Source organism: Desulfovibrio sp. TomC (assembly GCF_000801335.2).
GTDB lineage: Bacteria > Desulfobacterota > Desulfovibrionia > Desulfovibrionales > Desulfovibrionaceae > Solidesulfovibrio.
In genome coordinates, this window is record NZ_JSEH01000024.1 from 42894 (window position 1) to 65092 (window position 22199).

21 protein-coding genes are annotated in these 22199 nt (G+C 63.7%); 13 read left to right on the plus strand and 8 right to left on the minus strand.

Annotation, left to right across the window (positions count from 1 at the left end):
• Positions 1-41 precede the first annotated feature (41 nt).
• From NY78_RS18280 to NY78_RS18295, 4 genes are all read left to right on the plus strand, one after another.
• Positions 42-950: a decaprenyl-phosphate phosphoribosyltransferase gene (locus tag NY78_RS18280; protein WP_043639241.1), complete on the plus strand. Its 909-nt coding sequence runs from the start codon at positions 42-44 to the stop codon at positions 948-950.
• The gene (locus NY78_RS18285; RefSeq protein ID WP_043639243.1) at positions 947-3160 is read left to right on the plus strand and encodes an SDR family oxidoreductase; all 2214 of its coding nucleotides are present in this window, start codon (positions 947-949) and stop codon (positions 3158-3160) included. Before NY78_RS18280 ends, NY78_RS18285 begins: the two co-directional genes overlap by 4 nt.
• Positions 3160-4332, plus strand: coding sequence for a glycosyltransferase family 4 protein (locus NY78_RS18290; protein WP_043639246.1), 1173 nt, complete (start codon positions 3160-3162; stop codon positions 4330-4332). The genes NY78_RS18285 and NY78_RS18290 overlap by 1 nt, the downstream gene beginning before the upstream one ends.
• Before the next feature lie 621 nt (positions 4333-4953).
• Entirely contained in the window at positions 4954-6138 is a 1185-nt protein-coding gene (locus NY78_RS18295) for a glycosyltransferase family 4 protein (protein WP_043639249.1), read from the plus strand.
• Between the two features lie 4 nt (positions 6139-6142).
• On the opposite strand, the gene NY78_RS18300 is transcribed toward NY78_RS18295, so the two are convergent.
• Entirely contained in the window at positions 6143-7366 is a 1224-nt protein-coding gene (locus NY78_RS18300; protein ID WP_043639252.1) for an ABC transporter permease, read from the minus strand.
• A 9-nt stretch (positions 7367-7375) separates the two neighbouring features.
• A complete protein-coding gene (locus NY78_RS18305) occupies positions 7376-7762 on the minus strand; it encodes a winged helix-turn-helix domain-containing protein (RefSeq protein WP_043639254.1) in 387 nt (128 codons plus the stop codon).
• 140 nt (positions 7763-7902) lie between these two features.
• On the opposite strand from NY78_RS18305, the gene NY78_RS18310 reads away from it, so the two are divergent.
• The 5 genes from NY78_RS18310 to NY78_RS18330 all read left to right on the plus strand — a co-directional run bounded on the left by NY78_RS18310 (position 7903) and on the right by NY78_RS18330 (position 12803).
• Complete coding sequence (locus NY78_RS18310) at positions 7903-9285, plus strand: MATE family efflux transporter (RefSeq protein ID WP_043639257.1); 1383 nt, start codon at positions 7903-7905, stop codon at positions 9283-9285.
• 1 nt (position 9286) lies between these two features.
• Complete coding sequence (locus tag NY78_RS18315; RefSeq protein WP_043639260.1) at positions 9287-10171, plus strand: DUF2156 domain-containing protein; 885 nt, start codon at positions 9287-9289, stop codon at positions 10169-10171.
• Between the two features lie 176 nt (positions 10172-10347).
• Positions 10348-10734 carry a response regulator gene (locus NY78_RS18320; protein WP_043639262.1) on the plus strand — a complete coding sequence of 129 codons (387 nt, stop codon included), beginning with the start codon at positions 10348-10350 and terminating at the stop codon, positions 10732-10734.
• Positions 10735-10870: 136 nt separating this feature from the next.
• Positions 10871-11848, plus strand: a complete 978-nt coding sequence (locus tag NY78_RS18325; protein WP_043639265.1) for a 4Fe-4S binding protein — start codon at positions 10871-10873, stop codon at positions 11846-11848.
• A 100-nt stretch (positions 11849-11948) separates the two neighbouring features.
• Positions 11949-12803, plus strand: a complete 855-nt coding sequence (locus tag NY78_RS18330) for an amino acid kinase family protein (protein WP_043639268.1) — start codon at positions 11949-11951, stop codon at positions 12801-12803.
• A 477-nt stretch (positions 12804-13280) separates the two neighbouring features.
• Here the strand turns inward: NY78_RS18330 and NY78_RS18335 are convergent, their stop codons facing one another.
• Complete coding sequence (locus NY78_RS18335; protein WP_043639271.1) at positions 13281-13490, minus strand: hypothetical protein; 210 nt, start codon at positions 13488-13490, stop codon at positions 13281-13283.
• A gap of 84 nt (positions 13491-13574) precedes the next feature.
• Here NY78_RS18335 and NY78_RS18340 point away from each other — a divergent pair, with 84 nt between their 5' ends.
• Positions 13575-13922 (plus strand): helix-turn-helix transcriptional regulator, encoded by a 348-nt coding sequence (locus tag NY78_RS18340; protein ID WP_043639274.1) that lies wholly within the window; start codon positions 13575-13577, stop codon positions 13920-13922.
• 94 nt (positions 13923-14016) lie between these two features.
• Here the strand turns inward: NY78_RS18340 and NY78_RS18345 are convergent, their stop codons facing one another.
• The 4 genes from NY78_RS18345 to NY78_RS18365 all read right to left on the minus strand — a co-directional run bounded on the left by NY78_RS18345 (position 14017) and on the right by NY78_RS18365 (position 18759).
• Positions 14017-14760: a hypothetical protein gene (locus tag NY78_RS18345; protein ID WP_043639276.1), complete on the minus strand. Its 744-nt coding sequence runs from the start codon at positions 14758-14760 to the stop codon at positions 14017-14019.
• 116 nt (positions 14761-14876) lie between these two features.
• Entirely contained in the window at positions 14877-15122 is a 246-nt protein-coding gene (locus NY78_RS18350; protein WP_043639277.1) for a hypothetical protein, read from the minus strand.
• 15 nt (positions 15123-15137) lie between these two features.
• Positions 15138-16619 carry a sigma 54-interacting transcriptional regulator gene (locus tag NY78_RS18355; protein WP_043639279.1) on the minus strand — a complete coding sequence of 494 codons (1482 nt, stop codon included), beginning with the start codon at positions 16617-16619 and terminating at the stop codon, positions 15138-15140.
• Positions 16620-16914: 295 nt separating this feature from the next.
• The gene (locus NY78_RS18365) at positions 16915-18759 is read right to left on the minus strand and encodes a lysophospholipid acyltransferase family protein (RefSeq protein ID WP_043639282.1); all 1845 of its coding nucleotides are present in this window, start codon (positions 18757-18759) and stop codon (positions 16915-16917) included.
• A gap of 232 nt (positions 18760-18991) precedes the next feature.
• Between NY78_RS18365 and NY78_RS18370 the strand changes: the two genes are divergently transcribed.
• The 3 genes from NY78_RS18370 (at position 18992) to NY78_RS18380 (ending at position 20798) form a co-directional block, all read left to right on the plus strand.
• Positions 18992-19588 carry a MerR family transcriptional regulator gene (locus NY78_RS18370; RefSeq protein WP_043639284.1) on the plus strand — a complete coding sequence of 199 codons (597 nt, stop codon included), beginning with the start codon at positions 18992-18994 and terminating at the stop codon, positions 19586-19588.
• 91 nt (positions 19589-19679) lie between these two features.
• Complete coding sequence (locus tag NY78_RS18375) at positions 19680-20261, plus strand: TetR/AcrR family transcriptional regulator (RefSeq protein WP_043639287.1); 582 nt, start codon at positions 19680-19682, stop codon at positions 20259-20261.
• Positions 20262-20357: 96 nt separating this feature from the next.
• Entirely contained in the window at positions 20358-20798 is a 441-nt protein-coding gene (locus tag NY78_RS18380; RefSeq protein WP_043639290.1) for a CGGC domain-containing protein, read from the plus strand.
• 399 nt (positions 20799-21197) lie between these two features.
• On the opposite strand, the gene NY78_RS18385 is transcribed toward NY78_RS18380, so the two are convergent.
• Complete coding sequence (locus NY78_RS18385; RefSeq protein ID WP_043639293.1) at positions 21198-22199, minus strand: DUF6976 family protein; 1002 nt, start codon at positions 22197-22199, stop codon at positions 21198-21200.

Genomic DNA, 22199 nt, shown 5'->3' on the forward strand with positions numbered 1-22199 from the left:
GCTATGGTCCGGCCTGCCGGACGAGAGCCGGTTGGAGTGTTATGTCCAAGCCAGCGTCGCGGCCGGCAGCCTATATAAAGCTTGCCCGGCCGCACCAATACATCAAGAACGCCTTTGTCTTCCTGCCGCTCTTTTTCGGCTGGAAGCTGACCGACCCGGCGGCGCTCTCTAGCGCCTGTCTGGCCTTTGCCGCCTTTTGTCTGGCGGCCAGCGCCGTCTATGTCGTCAATGATTTAAAAGACATCGAGGAAGACCGGGCGCACCCGACCAAGCGCAACCGGCCCCTGGCGTCAGGCGCGCTGACTCCGGGCCAGGGGCTGGCCTTTGCCGGGGTGCTCCTGGCCGGCGCGGCCGGGCTGACGGCTTTGCTTGGGTCCGGCGGCTTTGCCCTGATCCTGGGCGGCTATCTGGCCATCAATGTCCTGTACAGTTTTGCCCTCAAGCACAAATCGCTCATTGATCTGGCCTGCATCGCCATTGGCTTCGTGCTGCGGGTGTTTGCCGGCGGCGTGGTCACCGGCATTACGCCGAGCCATTGGATCGTGCTCATGACCTTTTTGCTGGCGCTTTTTCTCGGCTTTGCCAAACGCCGCGACGACCTGCTCCTGTCCGCCGCCGGCTGCGAAAAAACGCGCCGGTCCCTTGACGGCTACAATCTGGAGTTCGTCACCGCCTCCATGATGCTCATGGCTGCGGTTGTCATCGTCAGCTACATCCTCTACACGCTTTCCCCCGAGGTCATTGCCAAGCATGGCTCGGACAAGTTGTACCTGACCGCGATTTTTGTGATCCTGGGCGTCCTTCGCTACTTGCAGATTACGCTTGTCGAGTGCAAAAGCGGTTCACCGACCCTGGTGCTCCTGCGCGACGGCTTCATCCAGGCCTCGCTGGTGCTTTGGATCGTCAGTTTCTACCTTATCCTGTATGTGGAGCGTGTCCGGAATCCATGAAGAAAATCATGTTGTTCTATCCGCCCGGGCGGTTTTACCAGCGCGGCGAGGACCGTTCCCAGGGCAACGTGGAACAGTCCACGGCCACGTCCATGCGCGCCCCCAATGACCTGGGCTATGCCGCCGCCACCCTTAAAAAAGAAGGCTTTGCCGTCTTTTTGCGCGACTACCAGACCGAGCGCTGCGCCCCGGCCGATCTCTTGGCCGATTTTGACCGCGAAAACCCGGACGGCATCTTCGTCAGCATCACCAACTCCACGATTTTTCACGATCTCGTCCTGGTGCGCGAATTAAAGGCCAGAAAGCCCGACCTTATGGTCATGCTCAAGGGCGCGATTTTTTTCGATCCCGCCCCGGCCCTTTTGGCCCAACTCGATCTCAGCGACGTCACCTATTTAATCGGCCTGGAGTCGGATTTCATCGTCGGCAAGCTCACCCAGGCTCATTTTGACGATCCGGCTGCTGTGCCGGCCATTCGCGGCATCCTCTACCGGGACGGCGAGGGCTGGGCCAAGACCGATTTCGCCTCGTGGGAGACCGATCTCGACAGCCTGCCCTTTCCCGACCGCAGCCTCATCAAAAACGCCCTCTACGCCCGCCCGGACACCGGCGAACCCCAGGCCACCATCGCCACCTCGCGCGGCTGTCCCTCGGCCTGCATCTTCTGCATGACCCCGAAGATTTCCGGCAAGAAGCTGCGCCTGCGCTCTCCGGAAAACATCCTGGCCGAGTTGACCGACTGCTACGACAACCACGGCATCCGCGACTTTTTCTTCAAGTCCGACACCTTCACCTTTGACCCGGTCTGGACCAAGGCCGTGTGTCAGGCCATCCTCAATTCCCCTCTTGGCGGCAAGATCCGCTGGGTGGCCAACTCCAAGGTCAAGCCGCTGGACGCCGACACGTTGGTCCTCATGAAAAAGGCCGGCTGCTGGCTGGTGGCCTTTGGCTACGAGTCCGGCAGCCCCGAGACCTTGACCCGCATCCACAAGAATACAACAATCAACGACAACATCCAGGCCACCAAATGGGCCAAGGAAGCCGGGCTTCTCACCTTCGGCTTCTTCCTCATCGGACTCCCCTGGGAAGGCCGCGAACATCTCGAAGCCACGCGCCGGCATATCTTCGAGCTCGACAACGATTTCCTCGAGCTGCACATCGCCATTCCCTATTATGGCACGCGCTTAAACGAAATCGCCCGGGAAGAAGGTCTGCTCCCCGGTTCGGTGCTGGGCAAAGACTATTTCAATGCCCCAACCGTCGGCACGGCCACGCTGTCCATGGAGGAAATCGAGGCCTTTCGCAAAAAAACGCTGCTCGATTTCCACCTGCGCCCGTCCTACATCGGCCGCAAGCTGGTCCAAGCCGGCGGCAACCCCAAGATTCTGGCCAATTACGCCCGGTTCGGCCTGCGTCTGCTCAAAAACACCCTCCTGCCGCCCAAACGGCCCAAGGGCCTCACCCCGGACGGCACCCCGCCCACGGTGTGCATCCTCGGAGCCGGTTCGGATATCGCCCAGGCTCTGGCCCGGCAGTTCGCGGCCAAGGACACGGCCAACCTCGTCCTGGCCTCGCGCGATCAGGAGCGTTTGGGTGTCGCTGCCAGGGAAATAGCCAAGGCCAGCGACGTGCCCGTGGCTGTGCGCCCCTTTGACGCCCTGGATTTCGCCAGCCATGCCGGCTTTTTCGATGCCCTGGACCCCATGCCCGACGTCCTGGTCATTGCCTTTGGCCTGCTTGGCGACCAGAAGGCCTGCCAAAGCGACTTTGCCGCCGCCCGCATGGTCGTGGACACCAACTTCACCGCTGCCCTGTCGCTCCTTGAAATCGCTGCCGACCGCTTCACCCGGCGCGGCCATGGGACCATCGTCGGCCTCACGTCCCCGGCCGGCGAACGCGGCCGTAAGAGCAACTACATCTATGGCGCGGCCAAGGCCGGCCTGACCGTGGCCCTGGCCGGTCTGCGCCACCGTCTGGCCGGCACAGGCGTCCACGTCCTGACCGTGCTGCCCGGCTGGACCAGGACCCGCATGACCGCCGCCGCTCCGACTCCGGCCCGCCTGACTGCCGCGCCCGACCGGGTGGCGGCCGATATCCACAAGGCCATCCACGACAAGACGTCCATCCTCTACACCCCCTGGTTCTGGCGACCCATCATGACAGTCGTGCGGGCGCTTCCGGAAAAACTCTTCGTCAAAACGAATCTCTAATGAATATACTGTTTTTAAATCACAATCCGGAACGCTACGGCACCTACTTTCGGTGCTACCACTTGGGCCGCCATCTGGCTGACCGTGGCCACACCGTGACCCTGGTGTGCGCCTCGCGCGAAGCCACCCTGCACACCACTGAGCGCAAGGAAGGCGGGCTGCGTATCCGCTTTCTTCCCCGCGTCAATGTGGCGACCTATCACACCGGCCATACCCTGCGTATGTTGCTGAACACCCATGAGTGTCTGCGCACGCCCATGGATATCCTGCATGCCTTCGCCTTTCCGCTGCATCCCATCAGCTTCCCGACGCTGGTGACCAGCATCCTGAAGCCCAAGGTCAAGATCGTCCTCGATCACGACGACATGTGGAAAGGCGGCTTTATCGACCAGCACCCCGGTCCCGTGCGCCTGCTCTACAATTTCACCGAGGACCACCTGCCCCGCCTGGCCGATCAGGCCACGGCCGCCAGCGAAATCCTCATCCAGAAGTTTCGCGCCGCCGGTCTGCCGGACGATAAGATCCACTACATCCCCAACTGCCCGACCGTCCGGCTCGATATGCCGGACAAGCTCGCCGCCCGGGCGGCCCTGGGACTTGCCCCCGACGACAAAATGCTGCTCTCCATGGGACACACCTATACCGAATCGCTGTTCGCGCTCCTCGACGCCTACGCCGTCGCCCGCGAGGCTGTGCCCGGCGTCAAGCTCCTGTTCCTCGGCAAAATGCACATTTCCGATGACTTCAAGGCCCGCATGAAGCCCTACGAGGAACGCTTCGCCCCGGATATCGTGAAAATCGGCGAGAAACCCCCCACCGACGTGCCGCGCTATCTGGCCGCCTCCGATGCGCTGCTGCTCCCCATGGACGACGACCCCATCGAAAAGGCCCGCTTCCCCATCCGCTTTGGCGACTATCTCGCCTCGGGCGTGCCCGTCGTGTCCAACGCCGTGGGCGAAATCAAACGCATCATGGAAGCCCATGACTGCGGCTATACCGCGCCCGTCGGCAACTCCGCCGCCTTCGGCCGGGCCATTGTCCACGCGCTGACCGACGAGGCCGGCCGCGACCGCAAACGCGACAACGCCAGACGGCTCATTGCCGAAGAACTCAATTGGCCCGCCGTGGCCGCCCGCCTGGAAGCGGTCTACGAGAAGACGTTGGGCGAATAAGCGGGGAAGAGCGGGGCGCTGCCCCGGACCCCGCCGGGACGCTGTCCCGGACCCTGCTGGGGCGCTGCCCCAGACCCCGGCAGGGCGCTGCCCTGCACCCGCCGGGGGGATGATCCCCCCGGACCCCCCGCCTGGGCGGGCGGTGATGTAGGAAGCGGGGTGGTGGAGGCGGCAGCGGGAGAAAGATGGGGTCGGCATGTGGGCCGATGCTGCCGCCGCTGGCGCGGCAGGCTCATCGGCCCACATGCCGACCCCAACTCGCCACGGCCCCGAAGCGGGGCCGAAGGGGCTTGGAGCCGGAGCGACCGGATAGGGTTGCCTGCGGCGGGGCATGGCTCGAAGCGCTTTTTGCGCCGCAGAACCTGTCAGAAAGCGAAAACAACATTTCGAATGTGCAGTCGGCGTGGTTTGGATGCAGCAGGCTCGACTGGATGATTGTATTTTGAAAAAAGTGTGTTGCCCCGGCCTGCGAAGGTTTGCCGGCAACAGATCCTTTTCCCGTAACCCCCTTTAAAAGCTTTTGGGGAAGGTGGGGGTCTGGGGGAGGGAACCCCTTTTTCCCCAAAAGGGGTTCCCTCCCCCAGGTCTTCCTCCTTCTCCACCATCAATAAGGACTCACATATGCGCATATTCGTACCGGCGATGGGTCGGGTGAATACGAAGAATCGGGACGGCAGCGAGGTCCGGTTTGCCGAGATTGCCCGGCGCTGGCTGGCGCAGGGCGTGGAGCTTAAGATGCTGCTGCCCCGGCGCGAGATTGGCGTGCTGGAGTCCCAGGGCGTGACCGCCGCGTGGCAGGTGCATTGGGAGCCGTTTACCAGTGAATCGGACCGCTTGTGGAACGTGCTGGCCGTGTATCTGTGGCGCATCCTGACCTGCCCCTTTGCCCGCTATCCCAAGGGTGTGGACGCGGTCTATGCGCCGTCGGATTTCCTGTTCGATCTGCTGCCGGCCTTGTTGTGCCGCTGGAGGAATCCGGCCGCGCGGCTGGTGGTGTGCGTGTTTTTGATCGCCCCGAATCCGTTCAAGGGCTATGAGAACGTTTTCGGGGGCAAGTGGAAGCTGCCTTCGATTCGCGGGGTTTTGTATTATTTGGCCCAGTGGATGAGCGTATGGCTGGCCAAGCGGTTCGGGGCCGCCATGCTGGTGCTCAATTCGCTGGACAAGGACTCGCTGGTGGCTATGGGGGCCGAGGCAGGGCGCGTCCATGTGGTGACCATGGGCGTGGACATGGCTTTTTTCGATGGCGTGAAGGCTGCTGCGGACACGCCGGTCTACGACGGCATCTTTTTGGGGCGGCTGCATCCGCAAAAGGGATTGTATGATCTCGTGCGCATCTGGCGGCGGGTGTGCGACGTGCGTCCGGGCAGCCGCCTTGGCGTCATCGGCGGCGGCAGCGACTGGTGGTTTGGCAAACTCAAGCAGGAAGTAGCGGCGGCCGGCCTGACCGGCAGCGTCGATCTGCTCGGGTTTCGCCAGGGCGAGGACAAGGTGCGGCTGTTAAAGGCGGCCGACTGTTTTCTGATGCCCAGCCACTACGAGAGCTTCGGCCAGGTGGCGGTGGAGGCCATGGCCAGCGGTCTGCCGGTGGTGGCCTACGATCTGCCGATTTATAGAGAGATTTTCCCCACCGGCATGGTCAAGACCGAGCTTGAGGACGAAGCGACCTTTGCCGCCGAAGTGTTGGCCCTGCTGGACGATCCGGCCCGCCGGGAACGCGCCGTGGCCGAGGCCCGGGAGCGCGCCGCCACCTTTGACTGGGCCGCCATTGCCGAGCGCGAAATGGGGTTTGTGACCGGGCGCTAAGACCTCACTCGTCCCGCAGCACGCTTAACACCTCGACATTGGCCGCCTGCCAGGCCGGGTAGGCGCCGGCCAGGATGCCGAGCATGGCCGAGCCGGCCAGCGCGCCGCCGATCAGGAGCGGGTTAAAGACGCTCGGGAACTCACCCAGCTTATAGACCACCAGCAGCACGGCCAGGGCTGCGGCCGTGCCGGCGGCTCCGCCGACCGTGGCCATCAGGCCGGATTCGATGAGAAACTGGCGGATGATGTCCCCGCGTCTGGCCCCGACCGCCCGCCGGATGCCGATTTCCAGCCGTCTGGACCGCACCAGCAGGATCATGATCGACAGGATGCCAAGGCCGCCGATGCCAAAAGACAGCGAGGAGCTGATAAACCCGAGCGTCTGCACCAGATCGAGGGCCTGCTGCTTGAGGTTCATGGTGTCTTTGCCGGTCAGCACCTTGAAGTCGTCAGCCTGTCCCTTGTCGGTCTTGATCTCGTGGCGCCGCCGCAGGATGCTGGCCGCAGCCTCCCGGGCGGCGTCGAAATCCGCGCCGTCGGCCAGCCGCAGATACACGCCATGGATGTAGTTCTTGTTGGACATGCGCCGCATGTAGGTGGAAAGCGGCACGAAGACCTGTTCGTCCTGGTTGGCCCCGGAGATGTCCGAGCCTTTTTCCTCCATGACGCCGACCACCTGGAGTCTGGCCCGGAAAATAAACACCGACTGGCCAACGGCAGCCTCGGCCGACCCGAACAGCCGGGTGGCGATGGCCGGCCCCAAGGCGCAGACCAGATCCTTGGCATCCTCTTCAGACTGGTCGAAAAAACGGCCGTATTGAGGGATGTTGCCCCGGATGGCCGGATAGGCCGGCCAGGTGGCCACCACCTGGCACATGATTTTTTTGTTGGCCGACCGGATGGGCATGGGAAAGCTCAGAAAGGGCACGCCGTCCACGGCTGACGGCAGGCCGCGCAGCAGGGCGATGGCATCGGGGAGCTTCAAGTTGGTATTGCCGGCATCCGGGCGGATGTCGCCCCGGCGAAAGCGGATGTTGCCGGTCATGGCCATGAGCAGGTTGGGGCCGAGTTTTTCCGTTTCTTCGACGGCCTTTTGTTCCATGGCCAGGGAAATATGCAGCACGCCGGTCAGGGCGAATGCCCCCAGAAAGACGCCCAGCATGGCCAGCACGGTGCGCATCTTGTGGGTGGCCAGGGATTTGAGCGCAATGCGAAGGCTGAAAAGCACGGGAGCTGCCTAGCCCGTTGAGGAAGTCTTGGGCGCATCCTCGGCAAACGGTTCGGTGCCCCAGGGGAACAGTTCTTTGGCCCGGCCCACGGCATAGAGTTCCACGTCCCGGTGCCAGGTGCGAAACATCGTGACGATGTCGTGCCCGAGCGGGGTCAGGCGAAAACCTTTTTTCGGCCCGGAGCGCTCGACCAACGGCTGTCCGATCACGGTTTCGGTCTGCTTCATGCGCCCCCAGGCGGCGCGGTAGGACATGCCCATGGCTGCTGCGGCCTTGTTAAGCGACCCAAGTTCCTCGACCAGCTCCAGAAGCTGAATTCTGCCCAGGCCAAGCATCATGCCGTCGCCGGTTTCAAGCCATAAATGCAGCCGTTGTACGGCCCTGATGTCGCGCATTGCCCCTCCATTGCAGAAAGCCCCTGGCGTCCTGCTGCCGATGTCTTATCCTTTGCGGGCCGAAAATGCCAAGGGGGGAGTTGACCCTGGTTCCGGCGTCCCGTATCGCCAGACGCCGTGCTCACGGACGTGGAGGGTTGATGGAAAAAAAGGACGGACTGTTGGCCGCCGGGGTGGGTTTCCGCGAAATCTGGTCCCTGGCCTGGCCGCAGATCCTCATGATGTTTTTGACGTTTCTTATCGGTTTCGTGGACGTTTATGTCGGCGGACGCATTGATCGGGAGACCCAGGCGGCCATCGGCGTCCTGGCCCAGGCCATGTTTTTTTTCCAGGTATTGGCCGCCGCCGTGGCCAACGGGGCCGTGGCGGCGGTAAGCCAGTCCGAGGGCGCGGGCCGTTTTGCCCGGGCCAATCGCTATGTCTGGCTGTGTCTCTTGGCCGGCGTGGCTGCCTCGCTGGCTATTTTGGTTGGCGGGATGCTCACCCGCGACTTGTTTTTGCGCCTGCTCCAGGTGCCGGAGCCGATCCGGCCGACCGCCCGGTATTTTTTGACCGTGCTGCTGCTTTTACTGCCCATCCAGTCGTTTTTCATCATTGCCAATGCCCTGTTTCGGGCGCGCCGGATGGTCATGGTGCCGCTTTTCGCCTGGGGTCTGGCGGCCATCCTCAATGGTGCCGGTGACTTCGGATTCGGCCTGGGGATGTTCGGGTGGCCGGACTACGGCTATGCCGGGGTGGCCTGGAGCACCTTTGTCTCGGTCACGGCTGGAATGATTTTTAATTTCCTGGCCTTGTTGCGGCTGGGGATGCTTTCGCGCCGGGAGTTCCCGCCCTGGCGCTGGGTGCGTTGCGCCAGTTCCTATCTGCTCAAGGTAGCCTGGCCGTCGGGCCTGATGCAGGTGGTGTGGCACACGGGCTATCTGGTGCTCTTTGCCATCACCGGCTCCCTGCCGACCGGAAGCGTGGCTGCCCTGGCCGGCATGTCGGCCGGCATGCGTCTGGAATCGATCCTGTTTTTGCCGCCCATGGCCTTTAATTTCACGGCCTCGATTCTGGTCGGCAACCTGATCGGGGCCGGCCGGCCGGACGATGCCCGGCGCGTGGGCTATCGCATCGCCGTGGCCGGAGTGGCGGCGGTCTCGCTGCTGGGACTGGCCCTGTGGCCGTTTTTGCCCGAGGCCGCGGCCTTTCTGTCGCCGGACCCGGCCGTGGCGGCCGAGGCGGTTTCGTATTTGCGATATAACGTGGCGGCCATTCCCTTTACCGTGGCCGGCCTTATACTCATCGGGGCCATGACCGGGGCCGGGGCGACGCTGTACACCATGTTCGTCACCGGCGGTTCCATCTGGCTCGTGCGGTTGCCGTTGGCCCTGTATCTGGGGCATAGGCTCTTTGGACGGGCCGAAGGCGTGTGGATTTCCATGTTCGTTTCCCAGGCCGCGCAGGCGATGGTGTGCCTTGGGGTATACCGTTTCGCTGATTGGGCGCGTTTCGGCATGGGTGGCGGCAAGACGAGGAAGTGAGATGCGAGACGGATTTGAAGCGATTTCGCTCGCCCGGCGCGACGAATATCTGGAACGGCTGGCCAAGTGCCCGCAGAAGGTGTCGGACTACAGTTTTGGCAACCTGTGGGGGTGGGCTGAGGAATACGGCCTGACGTGGCGGTTTGGTGAAAGTCATGTCTGGATTTTGCAAACCAAACCCTATGAGGTCTTCTGGGCGCCGGTTGGGCCGTGGTCCGACGTGGACTGGAGCGCCTGTCCGTGTCTGGCCCAGGGCCTGGATTTCATCCGGGTGCCGGAACGGCTGTGCGAGATCCTCTCCGAGGCCATGCCGGACCGGGTTTCCACCGAAGAAGCCCGGGACCATGACGACTACGTCTACAGCGTGCCGGAACTGGTGGAACTGCGCGGCAACAAGTTCCACAAGAAAAAGAATCTGCTCAGCCAGTTTCAGCGGACCTATGACTATGAATACAAGGCGTTGACCCCGGACTGCGTGGAAGAGACCCTGGAGTTGCAGCGCCAGTGGTTTGCCTGGCGCGATCCTTTAGACTCCGGGGCGCTTTTGGCCGAGAATCAGGCCATCGTGCGGGTGCTCCAGAGTTGGGACCGGATGCCGGGCCTGGTTGGCGGGGCCATCCGGGTGGACGGCGAGATGATCGCCTACACCGTGGCCGAGGCGCTCACCCCGGAAATGCTGGTCATCCACTTCGAAAAGGGCCGGCCCGGTTTCAAGGGCGTCTATCAGGCGATTAACCAGATGTTTCTGGCCGACTCCGGCCAGCCCTATGCCCTGGTCAACCGCGAGCAGGATTTGGGCGACGAAGGGTTGCGCAAGGCCAAGCTCTCTTATAATCCCTGCATGTATCTGAAAAAGTGCAAGGTGTCGGTGGCTGCGGCTGGATGAGCCCGGCGTCGGCCATGCGGCAGAGGCTTGCGATCGGTTGCCGGATATGCAGTGCCCGGGCAAAGGACCTCTCGGGCACTGCGGCGATGGTTGGGCTTGCTTTTTTTGGTAAAACACCCAAAAGTGCCCGGTGTCGTTTCAAGGATAACTTCATCAAAGTATAATCGGCGGGTGGCATGGATAAGCGGCTTCGGGTCCTGGTGGTCGATGACTCCAAAGTGATGCGGGGGATCATTCGCAAGATGCTCGGTTCCGACGCAACCGATGTCCTGGAGGCGTGCGACGGCAGGCAGGCTCTGGAACTGCTGGCTGCAGAGCCGGTGGACTGCATTATCTCCGATTGGAACATGCCGCGTATGAAAGGCATCGATCTCCTGCGTCGGGTACGCGGCGACGGTGCATTGGCCGACATGCCCTTTGTCATGGTCACGGCCGAGGCCATGGCCGCCAATCTGGCCGAGGCCGATGCCGCCAAGGTCAGCTCCTATCTGACCAAGCCCTTTACCACCGACGATCTCTGGAATACCCTGCGCCGCGTCCTGCCCGATCGCCTGCCCGATTAGGCCGCCCCGACAAGGCGGCGCTTCGGCATTTGCGGGCGGGTCCTGGCCCACGAACGCTTTTGGGGGACAGACGTCTGTTGTACACGCGTGAAGCGTCCTCCTTCCCGCCGGAACCCAATTCTTCCAAGGTTTTCCCATGTCGTACCGCCCCACGCCCAAGGCCCTTGTGCGCCTGCCCCAATGGTTTTTCTTCGTCGCCACCCTGGCTGTCGGGGTGCAATTTGTCCGGTTTTGCCTGGCTGTCGCGGCCGGCAGCGCCGATGCGGCGTCCCGGCCGGCCGGGGTGGAGGGCTTTTTGCCCATAAGCGCCCTGCTGGGGTTGCGCCGCCTGCTCGCCGCCGGCTCTTTTGATCCCGTGCATCCGGCCGGCCTGTGGATTCTGCTGGCTGCCATCGTCATGGCCGTGCTCTTTCGCAAGGCCTTTTGCGGCCATATCTGCCCGGTTGGGTTCCTGGCCGTGCGCCTGGGCCGCCTGGGACAACGCCTGAAACTGGCCCGCAGCGTTGGTCCGCGCCAAAACGCGCTTTTGGGCCTGCCCAAATACCTGCTCCTGGCCTTTTTTCTGTTCACCACGTTTTTTGGCATGGACCTCGCCGGCGTCGATGCCTTCCTGCGCTCCTCCTACAACATCACAGCCGACGCCCGACTGCTGCTCTTTTTTGCCAGCCCAAGCGCCAAGGCCCTGCTGATCCTGGCCGGCCTGGCCGGACTCGGCCTGGTCTTTCGCGGTTCCTTTTGCCGCTGGCTGTGCCCCTACGGCGCACTGCTCGGCCTTCTGGCCAAGGTCGGCCCCACAGCCCTTGCCCGGGACGCTGCTGCCTGTACCGGCTGCGGCCGCTGCCGCACGGTCTGCCCCATGGACATCCCCATCGACGCCAGCCCCCGGCCCATGACCTGCACCGCCTGTGCCTCCTGCGTCGTCGCCTGCCCGCGCCGGGAAAGCGCCGTCCGTTTCGTCTTCGCCGGCCTCCCCGTCCCCTGGTGGACCACGGCCGCCGGCGCATGCGGCGTCTTTGCCCTGGCCTACGCCGTTGCCCACGCCCTGGGCCTGTGGAACGCCACCCTGCCCCAGGCCATGCTGGCCCGGCTCTACGCCATGGCCCTGGGCGGCTAGTTCTTCCCAATCCCAGCTGTTCCCTCTTGCGCCCTATACTCTTCAAGGATATACAGACAAGTATATTCTGTTCAAATTAATCCAAGAGAGAGGGGGCGCAATGGGCAAGCTCATCAAGGAACAAGAGGAAGGCGGACGTCTGCATATCGAATCGCCGCTCATGGGTGAATCCCTGGTCAGCCGGGCGCTTTTGGCCAGTCAGGGCCAGCGGGAAGTGTTCCGGATGCACCCTGACGTCAATGTGCTCAAAATCGGCGGCCAGTCCATCATGGACCGGGGAGCCAAGGCGTTGCTCCCCATCCTCGACGAACTGCTCAAGGCCAAGGAACAGCACAAGATCATCCTCATGACCGGCGGCGGCACCCGGGCCCGGCATATCTACAACATCGGCCTGGAACTCGGCATGCCGACCGGCGTGTTGTCCAAGCTCGGCGACAAGGTGGCCTCGCAAAACGCCGAGATCCTCTCGGTCCTTTTGGCCAAACACGGCGGCGTGCGCATCGGCCACGGCGACCACCTCGAACAGCTCACCATGTTCTGCCAGCTCGGCTATCTGCCCATCACCCCGGGCATCCCGCCCTACGGCTTCTTCGAGCACCCGGCCGAGGAAGGCATGATTCCGCCGCATCGCACCGACTCCGGCGCGTTCCTCTTAGCTGAAAACATCGGAGCCAAGTCGCTCATTTACCTCAAGGACGAAAAGGGCCTGTACAGCGACGATCCCAAGAAGGCCAAGGACCACGAAAAGCTCGAATTTTACGGCCGCATCTCGGTATCCGAACTGGCGGCCCTCAACCTCGACGATCTCATTGTGGAACGGCCCGTGCTGCGTTTCCTCAAGCACAGCAAGTGCATCAAACAGTTCCAGGTCATCGACGCCCTGCGCCACCCCGAGCATATCCTGGCGGCGCTCAACGGCGAGCACGTCGGCACGATTGTGTACAAGGACGAGTAGCGCGAGGCGCGGTGAAGACAGAGGATGCCTCCGGCGGCGGGGGGGATAATCCCCCCCGGACCCCCTTGGCGGGAGAAGGAGTTGGAAGGGGTTTGGGGCGTTGGCTGGCTGGTTGGCGAAGATGGGGGCGGAATTTACGGGCGGCAGGCTGCCGCCAAAGCCCGGCAACCCGCCGCCCGCAAATTCCGCCCCCAACCTGCCCTCGGCCCGGGGACGGGCCGAACAGGTTCGAGGAAGAGCGACAGGACAGGGGAGACCGGGCGGGTGGAAGACGGGCCGCCGGTATGGGCGCTTGAGCCACCGGCCAGCCGCGTATCGTCCAATATTTCTCGGTCCCACCATGTTGTGGCGGCGTTTTGTCCGGCCAAGCAAAGCTTGGCCGGACAAAACGCCGCCACAGAAGGGAGGGTCCGGGAGGGGGGTACCCCCTCCCGGCCGCCGGAGGCATCTTCTCTTTCTTCTCTTTCTTCTCTTTTCCTAGGCTTCTTTCCCACCGCCGACGCCGGCCGGGTCGGTGGGCAGATACACCAGCTCTGCGCCGACGGACACAGCGATGGCTTCCAGTTCGCGCTTGCGGATGTGTTCGACAAAAAACTTGATGTCGCCCGTGGCAGCCACCACGCGGAAACGAGGCTTCTTTTCACCCTGTTCGATCTTGCGGCGCTCACGCGCAAAAATCTTGGCCATGATTTCCTCCGATGGGGCCGGTGCCCTGTTTGGTGTTGAGTTTAACATATGTGTTTGTAGTATCTATGTCAAGGAGTGGAGGCGATGTCCGAGAAAATTGGCGGCGGCAAACAGGAACGCTACATGCAGCCGTCGATTCTGATGGCGCTGCTGGACGGGCAGTCTCATGGCTATGAGCTGCTGCAACATATCGGCGAGTATGGATTTTTAAAGGGCGATGCGCCGCCGGGCATGATCTACCGGCATTTGCGCCAGATGGAGGACGAGGGGCTGGTGGCTTCGGAGTGGGACGCCACGGGCTCGGGACCGGCCAAGCGGGTGTACGCCGTCACGGACGCCGGCCGCGAGGTGCTGGACGCCTGGGTCGGCTACATGGAGCGCCAAGCCAGAGGGCTGCTTGCCTTTGTGGAGCGGTATCGGCAGCGCGCCTGATACTGGGTTTCCCGCCGAGGGGTCCGGGGGGCTACCCTCCCCCCGGCGGGGCGTGGGGCAGCGCCCCACATTCTTGCCTTGTCTACACCACCACCTACGCCGCCTTGTCGCCGCGTTTGCCAAGGGCCGCCACCCAGCGGCCGTCGCCGTCGGCGCGCACCTGCAGGACGGCCTGCCCGGCCAAAAGCGAGGGCCGCAGCCAGCCGCCGGTGGCAATAGCGTCGCCCGGGAGCGGGACTAGCGGATCGCGGTCCACCGAGGTCACCTGGATGCCGCGCTGGAGCAGGTCGCCCACGGTCACGGTGGCCGGCAGCGAGCGCATGTCGCCCAGTTCGATAAACCGGCCGCACCAGCCGTGGCGGGTCAGGCCCACTGCCGCCGCCGCGCCGATCAGGCCGTCGTTGGTGCCGCCGACCCCGGCCAGCAGGATGCCGGACGCGGCCGTCATGGCCTGGCTCTGGCTGACTTTGCCGCCGTTGCAGGCCAGGGCGAAGGCGACCAGTTCGTCGCGCACGTCCCGGCGCTCGGCCAGGCAGACGCCGGGGTCGCTGCCTTCTGGCGCAAATTTGGTAAGATAGGCGGCGGCGCTGTCGAACAGAAAGCGGCCAAGGGCCGGATCATCGGTCTCGATGACGGCACAGGCCGAGCTGTTGTTGCTGGTATAGGGAATTTCCGGCCGCTTGGGCAGCTGGTGGCGCAGCACGGCGTGCAGGCGATAGGTTTCGGGCAGGGTGGCGCAGAAATCGCGGATGGTGCGGCCGGTGCCTTTGGGCGAGGTCTTGGTGTCGGTGTCGTCAAAGCCGAGATAAAACAGGAACGTCTTGTCGTGTTGGGTCATGGCCCCTCCTTTGACGAGCCGCACGCTCTCGTCGGGTGGAGTCGCCTTCTATCATGGGGGCGCCGCAGGCGGCAATTTCAACTATTAATAATAGCTTATATTATTCATGACACAAGTTACTTCCGAGGATTTGCCCCGGCGCTGGACAGCGTTTCCTTGCCAGTGATGTGGTTCATGGAAAAGCCGCCCTGGTAGATGACGCCGGTCACCGTATCCATGACGTATTCCTGTTCGCCGTTGGCGATGTACTGGTAGCGGCCGACGCTTCGGCCTTCGCCGTAGAGGTACAGGGCGCAGGCCACAGCGGCCAGTAGAGCCAATTTGAAGGCAATGTCGACGAAATCCTTGAAGGCTTGGGGCATGGCGGATTCTCCTGATCAGGCCGCCGGGGCGTCGTCGTCGTCCCGGGCCAGGCCGTATTTGCGGATGCGGTAGCCGATCTGGCGCAAGGTCAGCCCCAACTCCCGGGCCGCCCGGGACTGGACCCAGCCATGGCGCTCCAGAGCACTCAACACCTGCTGGCGTTCCATGTCGCGCAGTTCGGCGGCATCTTCCGGTAAGACCGGCGGTCGTTCGCCCTCGGTCAGCACCTCGGGCGGAATATCGGCGATATCGATGCGGTCCTCGGGCGCGGTCATGGCCAGCCGGGTCGTCATCAGCTCCATTTCGCGGATGTTGCCCGGCCAATCGTAGGTTTCAAGCGCCCGCAGGGCCTTGGAGGTCAAGGTCATGCGGCGGCCGCTGCGGGCCGCCTCCAGGGCCAGCAGATGGTCAAGCAAGGCGGGAATGTCCTCGCGCCGTTCCCGCAGGCTCGGCAAGCGGATGATCTGGGGCGGGGTGGCTGCGGCCAATTCCGGGGAAAGCCCGCCCGCCGGAATTTGAAAGGCCAGCCGCGTCGTTGCCCGGCGCAGTCTGCCGCCGCCCAGCCGGGAAAACGTCCCGGTGGACAGGTAGCCGGCTAGCCGTTTGGCGGTCTCGGGATGCAGCAGGTGGGCGTCTTCGATAAGCACCATGCCGCCCTCGGCCTCTTCCAGCAGTCCCGGGCTGCTGCCGCCGGTAAAGCCCCGGGCGCTGCCGAAAAGCCGCAACCCGGCCGTGGCCGCCTCGGTCTCGTCCCCGGCCTCAAAAATCGCAAACGGCCGCACCGCCCGGGGTGAAAGCTCGTGAATCAACCGGGCCAGCACGGCCCGCCCCGTACCGTCTTCGCCAACCAGCAGCACCGGCGCGTCGGACAAGGCCGCTCGGTCCGCCTCAGACCGCAGGCGGCGCATGACGGCACTCTGGCCGTCGGAAAATATGTGGCGGTAGCGCAAGGACACCTTGGACCGCAAAAAGGTCAATTCCTGAATCAGGCCGCTGCCCTGGACAATGGCCGTGTTTGCCATGTCCGCCATCCGTCCGATCAGCCCGGCCACAAACATCGCGGTGCGCAGTTCCGCCGCCAGGCTCGCCTGGCCGCCCAACAGGCCGTCTGCAAAAAACCAGCCACACCCGGTTTCGCCAATCACCACCGGCGCAGCCAGCATGGCCGCCTCGCTGCGGGCAACGGCCACCTCGCCATCGAGGTCCGCAACCACAGCCGCCTCCCCGCGTCGCAAGACCCGGGCCAACAAGGCCTGGGGGCCGCGCTCCAGGGTAGCCGACAAAATAAGGCTCATATCCGGCGTACCCAGGCTGGCCCGGATGGCCGGCCGGTCGTCGCTGTCAAGCAACACCACGGCCGCATGGCCCAACCCCGGCGCTTCGGACAACACGGCCAAGAGGCCGGCCAGCATGGCGTCCAGACTGCGTCCGGTGTCCTCGGCCAGGGCCAGACAATCCAAGGCCCGGCGAAGGACGGCGAAACTTACGGCATCCATGGCGATTGTTCTCCCTTTGCGTGACGACGCGGCGCTGTTGCAGCTGCAACGCGACATCCCGCAGCATATCCGTCGCGGCCTTTGTTCCAGCTTTGCCGCCGGGAAGTCAATGCTTGGCGGCCGGGGCATGGGTGCAAAGCGTGGAGGGAAGAGAATCGGGCTCTGCCCGAACCCGCCGGGGGGATGATCCCCCCGGACCCCGGCGACGGGTTGGGTCGGGCGGGTGGGAATGGTTGGTGGGCGGGAGCGCGGGGGTGATGGACCAAAGGAATTGGGGAGGGCGGGCCGAGTTTGCTTAGGCGCAGTTCTCGATGCGCTCGGGGGTGTCGTGGTAGGCGTGGAAGGCGGCAAGGCCGTCTTTGCCCATGTAGCGTTCAAGCTGGCGGCGGTCGGCCTTGAGCAGGTCGACGACAATGAGGCCGTCGAGGCAGTCGCTGAAGTCCTTGTCCACGTTGAAGGCCAGCAGCTTGCCGCCGAGTTTGAGGTATTGGCGCAAGAGCACCGGGATGCCTTTGCGGTCGGCTTCGATGTCGTCGATCAGGGCCAGCAGGTCGTCGAGGTCGGCGACCAGGGTTTTGGCCGCCCGGGCCAGCCAGGTCTGGCCGCGAAGCGGGGACTTGGGTTTGACGTGCCGGGCCAGGGCCGGGTGCGAGACATTGCCTTCGAAGTAGCCGGCCATGAGGCGGCGGGAGGCGTGTTTGTATTCGCTGGTGATGCTGACCGGGCCAAACAGGATGCGGTAGCGCGGTTCGCGCACGACCATCTGGGCCAACCCCTTCCAGAGCAGCAGCAGCGGGGCGTAGCTTTTCTGGTATTCCGGCCGCACAAACGAACGGCCCATTTCCAGGGCCGGGTCGATCTGTTTGAAGAAGGCGTTTTTGAGCACGAACAGGGTACTGGTATACAGACCGGCCGGGCCGTTGGCGGCCAGCAATTCGTCAGTGCGGCCGATGCGGTAGGCCCCGGCGATCTCGTGTTTTTCAGTGTTCCACAGGAACAGGTGGCGGTAGAAGGGATCGAAGCTGTCGAGATCGCAGGATTTGCCGGTTCCTTCGCCCACGCGGCGGAAGGTGTATTCGCGCAGCCGGCCGATTTCCCGAAGGGCCAGGGGAATGGCGCCGGCTTTGGCTTCGATGACGGCGAATTCGCCGCTGTGGTGCAGGACCGAGCCGGCCGGCAGGCTGGCGATTTCATCGGCCAGGAGGGTCGGATCCACGGCCGGGATGAGCGCTTCCTGCCGGGTGTGGGATTTGGGCGGCAGAAGCGGCGGCAGCCGGCGGGGCTTGTGTGACCGGTCGCGCAACAGCGCCGTGCGCAGACGCAGATAGCGCATGATGCACTCATCAGGGGCCTTGTCGCGGCCGGCCAGGCGTTCCAGGCGGGCAAAGGGCACGGGGCTGCCGATGCGGGCTTCGACCGTGGCCCCTTGTTTGTTGGCGAATTCCCGGGGCAGCATGAGGGTGCGAAGGACAGGGTGGACAAGGCCCAGGACCTGGAACAGGCGGCTGTTGCGGCCGGCAAAACGGACCGGGACCACGGTGGCTTCGGTCTTGCGCACGAGCCGGGCCACGGTGGCGCTCCACTTCGGATCAGCCACTTCCAGGCGGCCGTTGACCAGTCTGGGGTGGGAGACGGCCCCGGCCGGGAAGATGCCGAGTACGCCGCCGGATTTGAGCACGGTCAGGCAGTCCTTGAGCGGGCGTACGTTGGCGGTGGTGGCCGTCGCGCCGCCAAAGGGATTGACGAACACGAACAGGTCGCGCAGCTCCGGAAGGCGCGAGAGAAGAAAATTGGCCATGATTTTGGCGTCCGGGCGCACGGTCAGGAGCATCTTGGCCAGGACCAGCCCTTCCAGGCAGCCGAAAGGATGATTGGCCACCACCACCACCGGCCCGGTCTTGGGGATGCGGTCGAGTTCCTCGGCATTGGCCCGGATATCCACGTCCATGACCTGAAGCAGGGCGTCGATGAAGCCGGGCGCGTCCAGCCCTTTGGGCAGATCGCGGTAGATGTCGCGCAACCGGCCAAGGGACAGGAGCCGGGACAGGACGGGTTCGGCCAGGGCCAGAGCCCGGTTGAGAGGGCTTCCACTGAAATCTGGAGTCAGAGCGAAGATGTCGCGGTGCTGCATGGCATCCATGGCGTTCTACCTCGTTTGTCGCCTCGGGCGATTGGCCTGTGCTTGGCGGCTCTTGTGTGCTAGCCCGGGTTGGTTACGGCTCTGTTGAGGTTTGGCGCACGGCTGTCGACGATTCCGTGGCGCTTGGTGACAGACGGGCATCCCCAGGAAAGCCGGTCCCTTGACAGGGCGGGCCGGGTGCTTCAAGGCTGTGCAAGGATGTATTGCCGGTTTTCTACCAGGGAGTGACGCCGTGGCTGACAGTCGCCTCTATTCCATTGCCGCTATTGCCAAGATTCTGGATATGCCGGAATCGACGTTGCATTACTGGAAGAACCGGTTTGACGACGTGCTGCCGAGCATGGGCGTCGGACGCAATAAGCGGTTCCGGGCCGAAGCGGTGGACGTGTTTCGAGAGATTGGAGCGATGCTTGGCCAGGGGATGGCGGCTGGCGACGTGCGGGCGGCCTTGTCGCGGCGCTATCCAGTCAATGTGGGCAGCGGGGTGGTCTCGACTGCCGGCCCGGTCGATCTGGCCGGCCAGGGCGGAGCGGCAGGACAGGCCGAGACCATGCTGGCCATGGCGGCGGCCATCGGTTCGGAGATTGCCCGGTCCCTGGCCGAACATCTCGGCCGGGCCGGGGGGCCTGCTGCTGCGGCCTTGCCCCAGGAGACGGCGACGGCCTTGCGGGAAGAGCTGGAACTGGCCCGGGCCGAAGGCGCGGCCCTTTCCGGGAAGGTGCAGGTGCTTGAAGCCGAGCTGATGCGCATTCGCAAGGATCGCCGCGAGCTGGAAAATTATCTGGTGGACAAGATCAACGCCCTGCGCCGGCCCGGCGACGGGGCCTGACGTTTTTTAGTCGGTTGTGGGGTTGGGTGGGCGGCGGCTCGGGCGGATGACGCCGCTTGACAAGTTAGACCGACCGGTCTAGTTCGTCCGCATGAACGAGACGACGCGGGAACGTATCCTTCGCACCGGGGCGGCTATTATCCATCGCCAAGGCTATGCCGCTACCGGCCTCAAAGAGATCCTTGACGCCGCTGGTACGCCCAAGGGATCCTTTTACCACTATTTCCCGAGCAAGGAAGCCTTTGTCCTGGCGGTCATCGAATACGACGAGGCCTGGATTGGGGAAGTGGTGCGTTCGGTGCTGGCCCGGGACGATCTCTCGGCCGTGGGCCGGCTGCAATTCTTTGTCGAGCGTTTTGAGTCCATCCAGGCCGAGGGCGGCTATCGGCTCGGCTGTCCCATTGGCAATCTGGTACAGGAATTGGGCGGGCAGACCGAGGCCTTTGGGCAGCGGCTGGCGGTCAGTCTTGCCGGTTTGAGCGGCTTTTTCGAAAAGCTCGTGCTGGCCGGGCAGGCGACTGGGGAGTTTGACGCATCCCTGGACGCCGCCGATGTGGCCGGCTTTCTGGCCGGAGCCTGGCAGGGGGCGCTTTTGCGAATGAAAGTCGAACGGTCGGGTGAGCCCCTGGCAGCCTTTGCCCGACAGGCTGTACGGGTGTTGCGACCGGCTTGAGTGGCGGCGGGCTTGGGGCACCGGGCAGGCGCGGGAGCGCCTTTTTTGAGCAACCGCAAGTAGACGACCGGTCTACTACTAAACAAGGAGACTGTCATGACCGACATCGGGATTCTGACCTGTTCCAATACGACCCAGGATGTGGGGTGCTCGACGTTTGGCTGCCTGCGGGCGGCCAGTGAGGGAACCGGGCACTTTGCCGGCTATGCCGATGGCGTGCGGGTGGTCGGGGTCATCAACTGTGCCGGATGTCCGGGCCGGCATGCTCACGACAAGATTCTGCGTCGGGTCGGGGCCTTGGCCGCTTCCGGAGTCACGGCCATTCATCTGGCCGCCTGCATGGTCGAGAGTTGTCCGTTTGTGGGGAAATATGAGCGCACGATCCAGGCGGCGTATCCGGAGCTGGCGGTGGTCCGGGGAACGCATCCGCAGCCGCCGGCGGAGTTCCTGGAGCGTCTTCAGGCCCAGATGATCGCGCCGCGCAAGTCCGTGCCGCAGATCGCGGCGGAGTTTCGGGCCGCCGCGGGCGGAGAGTGAACAGAAAGGGGACAGGCCTTCGGCGGCCAAAGGACAGTGCCCTTTGGAATCCCGCCTGGGGTTCGTTTGATTTGACCGGGTACGCGGCCAAGCCGACAGGCGGAAGTTGCGCCGGAAAAGATGGGAAGAAAGGCCGGGACCGTACCCTGTGGCGTTGACCTCGACGGGAATCCCCGCGCAGGGAGGCATGGTCCAAGGAGGCCGGGCCTGTTCCTGAAAATACGGGGAGGCTGCTTCCCCGGTCTGGCAACCGGGAATGCAGCCTCCCACTCTTCGAGGACTGTCGCTGGGACCAGGGGCCGACCCCGACGTCGCGGTTACGCCGGTCCGTCTTTCCGGATGACGGGCGGCCGCCCCTGGCACATGGTACGTCCTGTGTTCCCTGGCGTCGCCTCTCCCCTACACGTCCATGATCTCAAGGTAGACCAGGGTCTGGTTGAGCAACTGGTAGGCGATTTCGCCAAAGGTGACCGGTCCGGTGAAGGGATCGGTCTTTTTGCCTTCCAGTTCGGAGTACAAGTAGTTGAGGATGCAGTTGCAGGAGAAGACCACCCGGGATGATTCGATGGAGCCTTCCTTCTGCAGCCGGTCGTTGAAGACCTTGACGTAGTCGGAGACGGGGCGGGCATGCTTGTAGCGGATGCCGGTAAAGACCGGCGCGTAGAATTTGACCTGCCCTTCCACTTCGTCGACGTCCTGGAAGCTGATGTTGACCATGGCGCCGTAGTAGTCGGCCACGAGCGGCAGCTTGGTGTCGAGCTTGTTCTTGACGATATAGGCGGCGAAGTTGCGCTTTTCGCCGTTGACCATGACGTCCTTGGCCGAGTTGCCGTCGGAGGAGAAGGTCAGGATGTCGCCGTCGCCCTGTTCGAAGAGATTGATGATGCCGATTTCGGCCACTTTGCCTTCGGGCAACTGGGCCTGGAGCACCAGGGCGGCGTCTTCCAGGATTTCGCCGGTGCGGCCGTTGAGCACTTTGGGGGTCTTTTTGCCGAGGTCGCTTAAGTGCACGCCGGCCACCCAGCCAATGAGCGGGCGGATGCCGAAGTCTTTGTAATTGGGGCCGTTTAAGGCAAACGCCTGGTGTGTCTTGCTGGCGGCGGGCAGGATGATGAAGCTGAAACCGTGCTTGGGGCCTTCGGTGTAGACCCGGGCCAGGCTGTTGGCGTCATAGGTGGCGATCTCGATGGAAGCGGCACAGTCGGTGATGTCTGTGGCGCAGATCATTTCCCGGCTGACCATGCCGCCTTCGGTGGCGGAAATAAAATACGGGATGGTCCCGGCGATCCAGTCGCCCTTGGGCAACTGGCGCAGGGCATCTTCATCACCGGCCAGGAGGAGTTTACGGCCAGCCTCAATTTTTTGTTTGATATCCGCGACGGTGGAGATGGTCTGTTGCAT